Genomic DNA, 13266 nt, shown 5'->3' on the forward strand with positions numbered 1-13266 from the left:
GTCGTCAGTTATGGGCACGTTCTGCTCCTGTCACTTTTACTCGGATCTTCTTTATGCCAGTGCGAGCGGCGCGCGCGACCTCGTAGACTACAATTCCTGCCCCGAGAATACCTATAGCGGCATTAGCGCCCTGGATGCTTTCATGATGGGGCTTTGCTTCGACGGCGGGCTTACTTGTTGCGGTACCTGTTGGTCGGTCCCATTTAAGTACTTTGCCGATGTCTTTGGCGAGTTTCTCCGTAGTGTCCATGACGTCGTCGGACATTCGAATGAACTCACGTCCGTTCTGCTTCCAGCGAGCAAGGGCCTCGGTATCTTCGTCAGAATCTTCTGAGTTTTCTGGATCGTCATCGGGGTCGCGGAGTTCGCCGCGGCCAGGCTCGCCGCCTCTGGCTCCGACCGGGTCGAGGACTTCACGAGTCGGGAGTCCTGCCGGTTCTGTGATTTCCGGTTCGCTGCCCGTCTGGTCGGTTTCCTCTCGTCCGTATCGAGGCTCGACGTGTACCTGGCCTTGGCTGTCGGTGTACACATCGGAAATAATTAGATTTGAGCGAACTTCCGGTCCTGACGCATCTGTACCTTCCGGGTCCGACTCGGTGCCGTCGCCCTCGGCATTTCTACCATGGCCGTCGCTCTGTTCATCGAGAGCTTCTGGGGGCGTGGGGTTCTCGCCGGTTCCTTCGGGAGGGGGTGGGGGCTCGTCGGCGGGCTTCGGGTGGTCTGTCTCGTTGCCCGTGGTTCCGTCGGCAGCCCCAGGCTCTGGGGGCTCGGTGCCTTGGTCTGTGGCTTCTGGGCCAGTGGTCGAAACTTCGCGGCCGGGTTCGGGAACGGCGGGGTCGGTCTCGGCGGCTGGTTCGGTGGGTTGGCCGACCTCTGATCCCGGCGGCGTCTCGTCCTTCCCGCCTTGAGGCTGGTCATCGGCGGGCGATGCGTTGTCTGCTGGTGGTCCAGTCGGCGGGTCGCCGCTATCGCCGCCGTCGTCGCCCGAGCCGGAGGAGTCTGGTCGCGGGAGGGGCTCGTGTTCCTGATCTTGCGGGCGTGGTGCCTCTTGCGTCGGGGGCTCGGCCTCTACTGCGGGGGTCCCAGTCGGAGGCTGGTCGCGGCCGTTGGACCCTTCGCCGTCGCCGGTGGTGCCGGGCGGTGTCTCGGCGGCCGGGGGTTGTGTTTCGGGTCCGTGGCCGTCCGTTCCCGTGTTCTCGTTCTGCGGCTGAGTTCCGCTGTCACCGCTTTCGCTGGTGGTTCCTTCTCCGGTGCCATCGGTGGGCTGGGTGTCTTGGAATACGGCTCGCCAGTGGTCCGCGTCTGCCGCTTGTTGCTCTCGGGTGGCGGCGAGGCTTGCTAGGCGGGAGCCTGGGGGGAACTGGGAAGCCTCAGTCGGACTGCTCGGCTGCTCGGAGGACGCGGGGTCGTCGGCGGCATCGCCGTTGTCCTTGCCGCCGTCCCCCTCTTCCGCCTTGCCTGGCTCGGACTGATCGGTCTTGGGGCCGCGGTCGTCGCCGCCCCGCTCGCCCTCGTCTTGCCGAGGGCTCTCGATCTCGACCTGGCCGGGCTTTTCCGCTTCCGCGCCCCCGTTGTCGGCCCGAGTCGGGTCGGGAGCGTCGTGGTCACGCTCTTCCCCCGACTCGGAGCCGACTTCGGTCTTGCCGGCCTCTGGTTCCTTCTCGGTCTTCGGCTCGGCTTCCGACGGCGGGTCGCCAGGGGTCTGCGGCTTCTCCGCGGCCGGGCCGGTGGAGGAGGAATCGGTTGAGGATCCGTTGGGTTGCGCCTCGCGGTCGCCTCGCTGTTCGGTGCCGGTTTCCGGCCGGCCTGGAACCGGCTGGCCCGCTGCCACATAGCTGTCTATGCGAGGCGTCTGAGATCCGCCGGAGGCGTCGGCCGGGGGTTTGGCGTCGGTGCGCGGCGGGGTGGGTTTGTCGGGGCCCTCGGGGCCCTCGGGGCCCTCGCCCGGCCCGCCAGGGCGGTTGTCAAAGCCCACGCTCGCAGCCCTTTCCGTCGGGGGAGGCGAACCGGTCGGCCAGACGGTTCACCAGACGTGTCCGTGACGTGCGGGGCCAACGCCGGATCACACCGGCCCCTATGTAATCGCGCACGTGCGAACTTTGCACGTGCCGATTTGCCGCTCACATCCGACTGGTGCGCGTATCGCGTGACCGTGTGACGGTTTCACGGTGCTTCCGTCCGCTTTTCCGGATGGGTGAGGACGGTACGGCGCCAAAGGGCAAGTCATTCAAGTGTTCCGGTGGTGCGGCTTTCATGCCTAGATGGGTGGTCTGAGCGACGGCTCCTCGTCGCTCCGCCCGCGCGTGCTGGCTTCGGGCGCGTGAATTCCGCACATGCGGAGATCGGACGTTAGACCGGCACTTGTGCTGAATCCCTTGCTGGGGCAAGTGGAGCTCTGATTCTCCGTGCCTGAATGGCGACCGAGTGTGACGATGTGCGTGCGGATAACGGTGGGACCTGCCAGATCCGCAACGCTGACGTCCATCACGACCCGAGGTGCTCTGATGTCCCTGACCATGCTTCCGGCGGTCCAGCCGGCGCCGCTGTGCTGGCGGCGCTCCTTCCCCGGCGGGCCCGAGCAGGCCCGCAACGCCCGCCGGTTCGTCAGCTGCCTGCTGGACGGCTGCCCCTTCCTCGACGACGTCCTGCTCGCCGCCGACGAACTGGTCGTGAACGCGCTGCGGCACACCAAGTCGGGCCAGGAGGGCGGCTCCTTCACCGTCCAGGTCGTGCGGGACGGCGGCCTGGTGGCCGTGTCGGTCACGGACCAGGGCGGTCCCGGCGAGCCCGCGGCGCTGGACGCCGCCGAGCTGGCCGAGTCCGGCCGTGGCCTGCGCACCGTCTCGCTCACCGCCGCGAGTTGGGGATGGCACGGCAACGGCGAAGGCCGGACGGTCACCGCCGTGTTCACGGGGGAGTGGGCCGCGTGACCGAGCCCGCCTCCTGGACGCACGACCAGGTCCACCTGCGCGTGCACGCCGCGATGACCGCCGCGATGCGCGCCGACCCCCACTCCATCGACGCCGCCCTCGTCCAGACCGGAGGCCTCGACCCCTCCAGCCGGACGTTCGTCGCCCGTTCACGGCGCCTCGTCCTCGCCTGCACCGCCGCGCTGACCTGCGTCCTCGCCTCCCACCGCCCCGGCGAGAACCCGCAAGGCGAACCGGTCTGCCGGGGCTGGGGGACCTCCGAATGCCGGACGCTGCGCGGCCTCGCCCACGTCCTCGCCGCTTACAGCGTCCGCCCGGCCCTGGTCGACCGGGCCGAGGCATGGCGGCGCGCGGACGCGCACTTCTGGCGCGGCGGCCGACCCGTCCCGCTGCTCATCGAGGACTTCGCGGACGGATTCGTCGCCCGCGCCGCCGACGGCCCCGGCGACGACGAGGCCCCGCTACTGATCATCGACCGTCACACGGGCGCCCTGAGCCGCTGGCCGTCCATGCCCGTCGACGCCCTCGCCTGCGAATATGTCCGCTACAAGGAAGGGCTCTAGACGGCTCATGCGCAGAATGCGCACTCGACACTTCTGCGCCCGCCGCGACCGCTCTCCGCGCAGCGGTCCGCGGTCGGCGGACGAATAGTGGAACGCGGCGTATGGGTGGCATCGTGCGGCCCATATCTGCCAGCCTTTGCGGTATGTCCAGCCGCAGCGAACTCCGAAGCGAGATGCTCTTCACCGCCGCGCACCTCCTGGCCGAATTTCATTCGGGTTCGCCTGGTGCCGGTGTCCCCTACCGGGAGCTCCACGACCGGGTTCTGGAGACCAATCCCGATCTGAAAGGGCGCTGGCAGGAGTTCGCGGGCGACGCGTGGTATGACAACTCCTACCTTGAGCTGCAGTTCGCCAGTATCGGGTTGGTCAAGGCCGGATGGGTGCACAAGAGCCGGCGGAGGTGGTTTCCGACGGGCTTGGGACGTTCGGCGCTGGCGGCCTGTCCCGATCCGGTCTCCCTGTCCGCCGAACTCGATCGGGTTTATGCGTACTGGGAGCGGCACAAGGAGAACTTCCAGACCGCGATGGCGATGGCCGAGGTGCTTCCCGAGGGGCGCTGGGCGTCTGTGAACGAAGTCGCCTCCGAAACCGGGCTGGAGACCGCCGCGCTCGTCGGCCTGCTGCTCGGGAACCGGCCCGAGGGCTGGCACCGGCTCCTCTCCGACGACGGCACGCTCCCGCGCGAGGCACATACCACCGAGTCCGAGCGGACGCAGTGGCTCCGGATGCTGGATGAGGAAGGCGCGGCGACCTTCATCGGTGGAGGGGCCGATGCACACCACCGGATGGGCGCGACCGAACTCCGGCTCCTGGTCGTCACGAACCCGGGTCCGGATCCGGCTGACCGGAGGCGCCGTGCATGGCTGGTGCGGTCGTCCGACCTCACGAACCTGTGGCTGGACGAAGGAGTGTGCTCGCTGCCGGCGGAACGGCTCCGCGACCTGGCGCCGGGCTCCCCGCTCGAGCTGATCGCCGCGGCTGTCGGGGACGACTACGCGGAGAAGAACGTCCAGGACCGCGACCGGCTCACCGCGCAGTTCCACGTCTTCCTCAGCCGGATGAAAGAGCACGACATCGTCGTCACCAACGAGGGCAGCCGGATCTACCTCGGTGAGATCACCGGAGGGCCGTCGTTCGTCAGCAGCGTGGGGGAGCGAGCGAACCTCCAACGTCCCGTCCGGTGGCACGACACCGACCGGACCCTCGACTACGAAGACCTTCCCGACGAGTTCAGCGACCTCGTCAGCAACCCCGACGCCGACATAGTCGATCTCACCTCGCTGCGGGGAGAACTGGAGAAGCTCCTCGGAGAACCCGTGGCCGTCGTCGAACGCAAGATGGTCCTACCGGAGGTCGAGGAGGACCTCGCCGAAGGTTTGCTGGTCGACCGGGAGTGGCTGCAGGAAAGCGTCGAGCTCCTGCGCGAACGTCCGCAGCTCATCTTCTACGGACCTCCCGGTACCGGGAAGACGTACCTGGCGCGGGAACTCGCCAAGCACCTCGCAGGCGGGCGGCCGGAATGCGTGCAGCTCGTCCAGTTCCACCCCGCCTACGCCTACGAGGACTTCTTCGAGGGCTACCGCCCCAAGAGGGCCGACGACGGCACCGTCACCTTCGACCTGGTGCGCGGACCTTTCCGCCGCCTGGTCAGCGCCGCGCTCTCCCATCCCGGCCGCCCCTACGTCCTGATCATCGACGAGATCAACCGCGGGAACCTCGCGAAAATCTTCGGTGAGCTGTACTTCCTGCTGGAGTACCGCAACGATCCGGTCAACCTCCTGTACGGCTCCGGGGAGGACAAAGGCTTCAGGCTCCCGCCCAACGTGATCGTCATCGGCACCATGAACACCGCCGACCGGTCCATCGCCCTCGTGGACGCGGCCATGCGCCGCCGCTTCTGGTTCGTCGAACTCCATCCGGACGCGCCGCCCACCCGCGACATGCTCGCGAAGTGGCTCGGGAAGAAGGAGCTCTCCGACGAGCCGGCGCGGCTGCTCGCCGAACTCAACAGCCGCATCGAGGACCGCGACTACCGCATCGGCCCGTCCTACCTGATGCGGGAGAGCGCAGCCACCGAAGCAGGCCTGGCTCGAATCTGGCGGACCCAGATCCTGCCACTGCTCGAGGAGCACCACTACGGCGACGGCACCGACGTCCAGGCGAGGTACGGCCTGGATGCGCTGCGAAGCGGGCTGCGGTGACCGTCGTCCGCCTCCAGGAGAACGCCTCCTGGGCGGAGCACGGACTGACCTCCGGCCAGGCCGCAGCCCTCGCCGCCACCGAACTGGTGCGGATCGCCCCCGGCCCCCGCCCCGGACTCTGGCGGCTCCGCGACAACGGCCTCGTCGGAGCCGCCCGGATCGGTCCCCGCCACGATCCCGTCGAGGTCCGCGTCCAGCCCAAGACGCCCATCGACCGCATGCTCTTCCTGCTCGGCTACGCGCGGCGGCCCCGCGGTTGGCGGCAGGACACGGTGGACGCGGGGGAGCGACCCGACCTCGTTCCCGCCCTGGCCCACGCGTTCGCCCGGTCAGCCGAACGGGCACTGCGCCAAGGCGTTCTTCTCGGCTACCGCGAGAGGGAGGAGGCGCTGTCGGTCGTCCGCGGTCGCATCCGCATGGTCGACCAGGTGCGGCGGCGCCACGGCCTTCCCGTCCCCGTCGAGGTGCGCTACGACGACTACACCGTCGACATCGCGGAGAACCGGCTCCTCCTCGCCGCCGCCCATCGGCTCCTGCGCCTCCCGGGCGTGCCGGCGGACACCCGCAGGCTGCTTCGCCACCTGCTGCTGCGACTGGACGATGTGACCCGACTCGTCCCAAGAGGACCCCTGCCTGACTGGACGCCGTCCCGCCTCAACAACCGCTACCACACGGCGCTCGGCCTGGCCGAACTCGTCCTTCGCGGCGCGTCCTACGAACTCGACGACGGAACCGCCGTCCGCGTGGACGGCCTGATGCTGGAGATGTGGCGCGTCTTCGAGGACTTCGTGTGCGTAGCCCTCGCCGAAGCGCTACGACCGTACGGCGGCACGGTGACGCTCCAGGACAAGCGCCACCACCTCGATCGTGCCCGCCGCGTAAGTCTCCGGCCCGACCTCGTCGTCAACTCCGCCGACGGGAGTCCCGTGACCGTGGTGGACGCGAAATACAAGACCGGAAAGACGCCCCAGGAAGACCTCTACCAAGTCCTGGCCTACTGCACAGCGATGAAGCTGAACCGTGCCTACCTGGTCTACGCGGCCAAGACCGAGGCCCATATCCACGTCATCACCGGCACGAACGGCCTGCAGATCATAGAGACGGCGCTCGACCTGGCGTCCACTTCGGACGACCTCCGCGCCCAGATAGCCGCCCTCGCCCACCGGATCGCCGTCGAAGAAGAAAACCCTGTTCGATGAAAGCCGCGGATGAGTCGGCTCTGCGGCGTCCGTGCCTGCCCCTCACACGCGTTTCGCCTCCTCGAACCGCCGGGCGAGGGCGGGTGAGGTGAGCGTCACCCGGGGCAGCGGCGGCTTGGCGTACCAATCGGCCTTGTACTTGCGGAGCAGGGCCTCGCCGTCGCGCTCCCAGGAGAAGCCCGGCTTCTTCAGCAGCTTCTGGAAAAGGCGGCTCGACGCGTCGGGGCCGGCCTCGGCCGCCAGGCGCCGGATCGGGACGGGGCTGATCCCCTCCTCGCGCAGGTAGGCGGAGACGATGTCGCGGTAGCGCCGTCGCCGGACGAGGTCGGGTTCGGCGAAGGCCTGCCGCGCGGCGGCGTAGTCGACGTAGAACCCGAGACCGTCCTCGGCGTCGTAGATGAGCGCGACGCTGTCCGCGTCCGTCCATTCCTCGGGCAGCGGCGGCAGGTCCGGTTCCGTCCACGGCCCCGCCTTGCTGCCGGCCAGTTCGTACGCATGACGGTAGGAGGCCATCAGGGTCCGGCGGACCTCGCCACCCGGGACGACGACCATGTCACCGCCGTACAGGTCGATGAAGGCGCGGCGCTGCTGGTCCTGCAGTTCTCGCGCCTCGGCGAGCTTTTCGGGGTTGCGGAAGACCCGCTCCGGATACCGCATGACGATCTCGGGGAGTCCGGCCAGGACGTCGTCGGCCTGGTCGGCGGGGAAGGCCATCGGGGTACCGCTGATCATCCACTCGCCGCCGACGGGCACGATCCCACCGATGAGAATCGTGCCGGGGATGAGCGCCGCGACGCCTTCCGGGCCCATGTTGGAGCGGACACGGTAGGTCAGTTCGTCCACATGGTTGAAGGCGACGACGCCGTCGTCACCGTACGGCTCCATGATCTCGAACATGCCCTGGACGCGGTCGAGCCAGCCGAGTACCAGCGCCGTGTCCTGCTCGTCGAGGCCAGGGTGTGCGGCGGCGAACAGTTCCACCACCCGGGATCCGCTCGGGAGGCGGTGGGTGAACAGGAAGTCCTCGATGACGGCCGCGAGGACGCCCTCGTCGTCGACGGCGCCGTCCGGAAAGGCGTCCAGGATCAACTCTCCCAACGCGTCGCCGAAGCGGTCGGACATGGCGAAGCCGACCAGCTCCCCCTTGAGGTCTCCCGCCCGCGCCATCCGGTCCATGCTCGCCCCCTCCGCCGCCGGCTTCCGCATCCGCACGCTACCGGCCCGCCCCGCCGCATATGACGTGGTCGAGCAACGGGCTGGTTTTGGACCCGGTCCGGGACGGGCGCCGTCTCCGGGGCCGCTCATCCGGCGAGGGTCAGGACGGGCGGTGGCCGGGGGCGTTCGGGGGCCATTCGGTGCGGTCGAACATGAGGTAGAGGCCGCCGAGCCACACGCGGTCGGGCTTCGGCACCACGCGTACCGAGACCGGGGCGCCGCTGGCCCGGCGGGTCGGGAACTCGCCCGGCGGCGCCGACCGGGTGAGGTAGGCGAGGCCCTGCCGCAGGAAGGCGCGCGGCCCCGCATCCAGGCGGGCCGCCCATGGCGGGTCGGTCTCGCCGCGCAGCCAGGCGTAGCAGGCCATCGCGTAGCCGAACTCGCGCTCCGTCAGATACCCGAGCCGCGAATAGCCGTCGTTGCGGGCGGCGTTCAGGGTGCGTTCGTCCAGATCCCCCAGGGGTTGGATGGAGAAGCCCCGGGTCGCCTCGCCGAATCTCAGCGCGGCGTTGGTGCTGAAGACGCCGAATCCGAAATAGACGGTGAGGAGGTCGGTGAGCCGCTCATGGTCCTTGCGCTTGGTGGTGATCCGCTCCTCGCCGAGGAGGCGGACATGGCACAGTTCGTGTGCGATCACGGCGATCAGGTAGGCGGCGTCGGACGCCTCCGTCACGTCGAGCCCGATGACCGCCCGGCCGTTTTCGACGTAGTAGTGCCCGACCGCGCGCTTTCCTTCGCGGGCCGCCGCGTCCTCGTCCTCCCGGTCGAAGAGCTCCACGGTGAGCTTGGACCGATCGATCCCCATGAGCCCGCACATCTTCGCGACCAGGTCGTCGATCTGCTCCGGCGCGCCGGTGTAGCCGGCGGACGGCAGATCCGGCCGGGGCAGGACGATCGGCCGCAGCACGGGGTCGCGGCCGAACTCCCGGACGAACCAGGTGATCGACGCCTCGATCCACGCCTGATGCGCGACACCGACCGGGCACTCGGTGCTGATTGTCGGAGACCACGGCGGGGGCGTCTCGCGTTTCTCGTCCACAAAGGATTCCTGACAGTCGTCTCGTTGCGGCCGTCAGATTTTTATCACGTACTCCGAGCTCGTAGCGGCTATTGGCCGTCAATGGCCTGAGAGGTGATGGGAAATGGATTCATATAGAATTTGGATGAGCCGCATATCGTCCGTGCAAGTGACTGGCGTGCGAATCTCGCACGTGCGCGGCCGGGGGCGTGTCACTCCTGCCTTTGCGGGTGCGTCCGTCCGGGGGCGACAATGCCGGAGTGGATGGTGATGAAGAGATCGTCTGGGACGAGTTCTGGGCGAATCTCTGGCCGGTGTGGCGGCGCGTGTTGGCCGGGACCGACGCGGACGAGCCGCCGCCCGCCGAGCCGATCCTGCGGCGGCGGCGGCTCACGACCGACTACCAATGGGTGGGGACGTTCGAGCCCGTCCGGTGGCTGACCTCGGTCACCGAGGCCCTGCTCTGGGACGACAACGGCATGGACCTGGGGCCGCTGGCGGGCCGGTCATGGGACCTGCTCCAACTCGCCGGACCGGCCTCCAACATCGATCTGGCCCAGCTCAGCGGCACCCCCGTCCGCCGCCTCATCCTGTCCGAGGTCGAGATCGACGGCCTGTCGAGCCTGAAGGACATCGTCGGCCTGGAATCCCTCACCCTCGCCCACGGCGACTTCGGGACGCTGCCGCCGCTCGACCGGCTCGCGGAAGTGGTCCTGTACACGGAGGGGGAGGTCGACCTGTCCGCCGCGGACCATCCCGGCCTGCGGGTGGTCCGCCGCGACGAGTTCTATCTCCCTCCCTTCGGCCCCGACGAGGTCGGCGCCTGACGGTCGGAGCCCGGCGGCTACTCGATGACGCGCTTGGTCATTCCTTCGACGCCCGGGTCGATGCCCCAGGTGAAGACGGTGTGCGGGTGGACGCGGATGACGTCGCCGCTGAAGCGGGAGCCCTCCGCGACCGCCGTCTCGGCGCGTCCGCGGATCTCGATGCCCCGCACCCGCCACGGCTCGACGGAGACCACGTCGTCAACGACGAAGGCGACCTGGTCGTTGTGGCGGAGGTTGCGGTACTTGCGGGACTCGGCGAGGTTCCAGCCGCCGATGTCGATCGTGCCGGTCTCGGCGTTGTAGGCGAACCCGACGGGGTTGTTCTGCGGGTCGCCCTTGGGGCCGACGGTGGCGAGGCGGCCGAGGCGCTGGGTGGAGAGGTATTCGCGTTCGAGGTCGGTGAGGCTCATGCCACCAGGCTGCAACCTCAACCGCGGCTGAGGTCAAGGGAGGCGATGACGCGGCGGAGCCGGGGCGACATCTCCTCGGGGAGCGCGTCGAGAGGCCACCAGCGGGCCTCCAGGATCTCGCCCGCGTCCAGGTCGAGCCGCCCGCCGACGATCCGGGCCGCGTAGTAGGCCTCGACCCGGTGCCGGAACCCGCTCGCGACGTGGAGCGGCGGCGCGGTGACCTCGACCTCCAGGGCCGTCTCCTCCCGGACCTCGCGCGCGACGCCGTCTTCGAGGCGCTCGCCGGCGTTGACGTATCCGCCCGGCAGCCCCCAGGCGCGGTACGCGGGCCACAGCCGGTGGCGGAGCAGCAGGATCCGGCCCTGCTCGTCCTGGACGATCCCTCCCGCGTACACCAGGAACGTCTGGTGCCGGAGCCGCGCGAGCCGCCACTGCGCCCGGCCGCTCAGCCGCCTCCACACCGGTGCGGCCAGGGTCCCGAGACGGGCCCGCGCGCCGAACGGGATCTTCATTTCCGCGATGCTAGCGGCCCGCGGACGGCGGGCGTCCGCTCCGGGGGACGGGCTGTGACTCTGGCCACACCGCGCCGGATCGGGGATCTTCGCCGCCATGCCGGTTCGTCCCAGAAGAAAGCCTTGTACGCAGATCGGGGGACGATGTGACCACGACCGCCATGGACCGTGCCGGGACGGACGCCGACGCGGCGCCCGCGAGCCGCCGCGGCGCGCATGTCCGCCTGCTCCGCAAGATCGGCGTCGCGGTCGCCGGAGCGGCCCTGATCGTCGCGGGCGTCGCCATGCTCGTGCTGCCCGGTCCCGGCATCGTCGCGATCCTCGCCGGGCTCGGGCTTCTCGGGACCGAGTTCCCGACCGCCCGCCGCATCAGCGCGAGCGTGAACGGTCACGCGCGCGCCGCGTGGCACCGGATCCGGGGTGGGGCCTCCCGCCTCGGCCGCAGGGGCTGAGTTCGGGCTGCCGCGAGGCGGATGGGGCGGGACGTCCTTCGGGCGTCCCGCCCCATCCGCTTTTTTCGTCCGTCGCGAATCGCCGCGAGATAGGTAATTGTCCCCGCATCGGTCATTCCTCTCGGCGAAGGGCCGTGCGTCTACCGCGGCCGCGGTGAGCGGCCCGCCGGGCCGGCGAAGGCGGGCGGGATCGGCGGCGGGCAGGGGGCATGGGGTGCTGGACGAACCTCCTGGGGCCACCGGGAAGCGTGCCGGAATGGTGGTGAGATCTTGAGGTCGACCGCCCCGGGTTTCCGGTTTTTTCGGATGGCAATGGCGAATCATGCCAAACAGAGTTGATCAGACTTGAGCTTGGCGTAAAGGCGCCACGGGTATAGGACGGAAGACACAATTCGATACGTCGCCCGGAGTGTGCCGATGCGTCTATCCCGCCCCAGTCTGGTCGCCTTCGGTGCGGCGACCTTCGCCGCCGCCTCACTGCTCGGGTCCGGCTCCGCCTCGGCGGCCGGGCCCGACTACGTCGCCCTCGGCGACTCCTACTCGTCCGGCACGGGGGCCGGGAACTACGATCCGAACAGCGGAACGTGCCAGCGCAGCGCGAACGCCTACCCGAACCTGTGGGCGGCGTCGCACGCGACGTCGTCGTACAAGTTCGTCGCCTGCTCCGGCGCGACGACCACGACCGTCGCCAGCGGCCAGCTCGGCGCGCTCAGCTCCTCCACGACGCTCGTGAGCATCACCGCCGGCGGCAACGACGCCGGGTTCGCCGACGTCATGCAGACCTGCGTCCTGCAGTCGAACTCCTCGTGCCAGAGCAGGGTGACGCAGGCCGAGACCTACATGAAGAACACGCTCCCCGGACAGCTCGACTCGCTGTACGGCAAGATCCGCGCGAAGTCCCCGTCGGCGCGGGTGGTGGTGCTCGGGTACCCGCGCCTCTACATCATCGTCGACTGGTGCGCGGGGCTGAGCAACACCAAGCGCACCGCGCTCAACCACGCCGCCGACACCCTCGACACCGTCGTCTCCGCCGCCGCGGGGCGCGCCGGGTTCACGTGGTCGGACGTCCGGGACGAGTTCGCCGGCCACGAGCTGTGCTCCGGCGACGACTGGCTCAACGCGGTCACGATCCCGATCGGCTCGTCCTACCACCCGACCGCGCTGGGCCACCGGTCCGGCTACCTGCCGGCGCTGACGGGGTCGGCCAGTCTGGCCCTCCAGAAGCAGACCTGACCGGCGAGGACCGCGATCGCGCCGGCCATCAGCATCGCGCTCACCCACACGGGCGAGCGGTAGCCGAGGCCGGCGCCGATCGCGGCGCCGCCGAGCCACGGGCCGAGCGTCCCGCCGACGTTGAACGCCGCGGTGGCGAACCCGCCCGCCAGCGTCGGCGCCGCGGAGCCCTGCTCCAGGACGCGTGAGATCAGAGCCGGGCCCGTGCCGAACGCCAGCATCCCCTGCACGAACACCAGCACGACGACCGCCGCCGGACTTCCGGACGTCAGCGCGAGGACGGCCCACCCGGCGGTCAGGGACGTCATGCCCGCGGCGATGAGCGCGCCGGGACGCGCGTCGGCGAGCCGTCCGCCGATGGTGACGCCCGCGAAGGATCCGGCGCCGAAGAGCGCCAGCAGCGCCGGCACCCAGGCTGAGCCGAAACCGGCGACGTTCGTGGCGAGTGGCGCGAGGTAGGTGAACGTGCAGAACGTCGCGCCCTGGAACAGCGCGTTGACGGAGAGGGTGAGCAGCAGGCGGCCGTTGGCCAGGGCGCGCAGTTCGCTGCGGGCGCTGCCCGCGGACGGGCGCTCCTCCGGGATCGCCTTGGCGATCGCGGCGACGGCGGGCAGCGAGACCAGCGCGACCGCCCAGAAGGCGGCCCGCCAGCCCCACGCCCCGCCGAGCACCGCGCCCGCCGGGACCCCGGCGACGCAGGCGACGG

13 protein-coding genes are annotated in these 13266 nt (G+C 69.7%); 7 read left to right on the forward strand and 6 right to left on the reverse strand.

What is annotated here, in order from left to right; genetic code table 11:
• Window positions 1–4: 4 nt before the first annotated feature.
• The gene (locus AB0K37_RS09615; protein WP_363977383.1) at window positions 5–1831 is read right to left on the reverse strand and encodes a hypothetical protein; all 1827 of its coding nucleotides are present in this window, start codon (window positions 1829–1831) and stop codon (window positions 5–7) included.
• 673 nt (window positions 1832–2504) lie between these two features.
• Here AB0K37_RS09615 and AB0K37_RS09620 point away from each other — a divergent pair.
• The 4 genes from AB0K37_RS09620 to AB0K37_RS09635 all read left to right on the forward strand — a co-directional run bounded on the left by AB0K37_RS09620 (window position 2505) and on the right by AB0K37_RS09635 (window position 6893).
• Complete coding sequence (locus AB0K37_RS09620; RefSeq protein ID WP_363977386.1) at window positions 2505–2930, forward strand: ATP-binding protein; 426 nt, start codon at window positions 2505–2507, stop codon at window positions 2928–2930.
• Window positions 2927–3493 (forward strand): hypothetical protein, encoded by a 567-nt coding sequence (locus AB0K37_RS09625; protein WP_363977389.1) that lies wholly within the window; start codon window positions 2927–2929, stop codon window positions 3491–3493. Before AB0K37_RS09620 ends, AB0K37_RS09625 begins: the two co-directional genes overlap by 4 nt.
• Window positions 3494–3636: 143 nt before the next feature.
• Window positions 3637–5694, forward strand: coding sequence for an AAA family ATPase (locus tag AB0K37_RS09630; protein ID WP_363977392.1), 2058 nt, complete (start codon window positions 3637–3639; stop codon window positions 5692–5694).
• Window positions 5691–6893, forward strand: a complete 1203-nt coding sequence (locus tag AB0K37_RS09635) for a hypothetical protein (protein ID WP_363977395.1) — start codon at window positions 5691–5693, stop codon at window positions 6891–6893. The genes AB0K37_RS09630 and AB0K37_RS09635 overlap by 4 nt, the downstream gene beginning before the upstream one ends.
• 42 nt (window positions 6894–6935) lie before the next feature.
• On the opposite strand, the gene AB0K37_RS09640 is transcribed toward AB0K37_RS09635, so the two are convergent.
• Both AB0K37_RS09640 and AB0K37_RS09645 read right to left on the reverse strand, forming a co-directional pair.
• Entirely contained in the window at window positions 6936–8060 is a 1125-nt protein-coding gene (locus AB0K37_RS09640) for a hypothetical protein (RefSeq protein ID WP_363977398.1), read from the reverse strand.
• A 148-nt stretch (window positions 8061–8208) separates the two neighbouring features.
• Window positions 8209–9147, reverse strand: a complete 939-nt coding sequence (locus AB0K37_RS09645; RefSeq protein ID WP_363977400.1) for a hypothetical protein — start codon at window positions 9145–9147, stop codon at window positions 8209–8211.
• A gap of 239 nt (window positions 9148–9386) precedes the next feature.
• Between AB0K37_RS09645 and AB0K37_RS09650 the strand changes: the two genes are divergently transcribed.
• Window positions 9387–9953: a hypothetical protein gene (locus tag AB0K37_RS09650; RefSeq protein WP_363977403.1), complete on the forward strand. Its 567-nt coding sequence runs from the start codon at window positions 9387–9389 to the stop codon at window positions 9951–9953.
• A 17-nt stretch (window positions 9954–9970) separates the two neighbouring features.
• On the opposite strand, the gene AB0K37_RS09655 is transcribed toward AB0K37_RS09650, so the two are convergent.
• Entirely contained in the window at window positions 9971–10363 is a 393-nt protein-coding gene (locus AB0K37_RS09655) for a PPOX class F420-dependent oxidoreductase (RefSeq protein ID WP_363977405.1), read from the reverse strand.
• Between the two features lie 17 nt (window positions 10364–10380).
• A complete protein-coding gene (locus tag AB0K37_RS09660) occupies window positions 10381–10875 on the reverse strand; it encodes an NUDIX domain-containing protein (protein ID WP_363977407.1) in 495 nt (164 codons plus the stop codon).
• A gap of 146 nt (window positions 10876–11021) precedes the next feature.
• Between AB0K37_RS09660 and AB0K37_RS09665 the strand changes: the two genes are divergently transcribed.
• Together AB0K37_RS09665 and AB0K37_RS09670 are read left to right on the forward strand one after the other, a co-directional pair.
• Window positions 11022–11327 (forward strand): PGPGW domain-containing protein, encoded by a 306-nt coding sequence (locus AB0K37_RS09665; RefSeq protein ID WP_363977410.1) that lies wholly within the window; start codon window positions 11022–11024, stop codon window positions 11325–11327.
• Window positions 11328–11744: 417 nt separating this feature from the next.
• Window positions 11745–12560, forward strand: coding sequence for an SGNH/GDSL hydrolase family protein (locus AB0K37_RS09670; RefSeq protein WP_363977413.1), 816 nt, complete (start codon window positions 11745–11747; stop codon window positions 12558–12560).
• Here the strand turns inward: AB0K37_RS09670 and AB0K37_RS09675 are convergent.
• Window positions 12506–13266 (reverse strand): MFS transporter (locus tag AB0K37_RS09675; RefSeq protein ID WP_363977415.1); only part of this gene is annotated, 761 nt, incomplete at its 5' end. The two genes, AB0K37_RS09670 and AB0K37_RS09675, sit on opposite strands and share 55 nt — an antisense overlap.

This window comes from Actinomadura sp. NPDC049753 (genome assembly GCF_040674655.1).
Lineage (GTDB): Bacteria > Actinomycetota > Actinomycetes > Streptosporangiales > Streptosporangiaceae > Spirillospora > Spirillospora verrucosospora.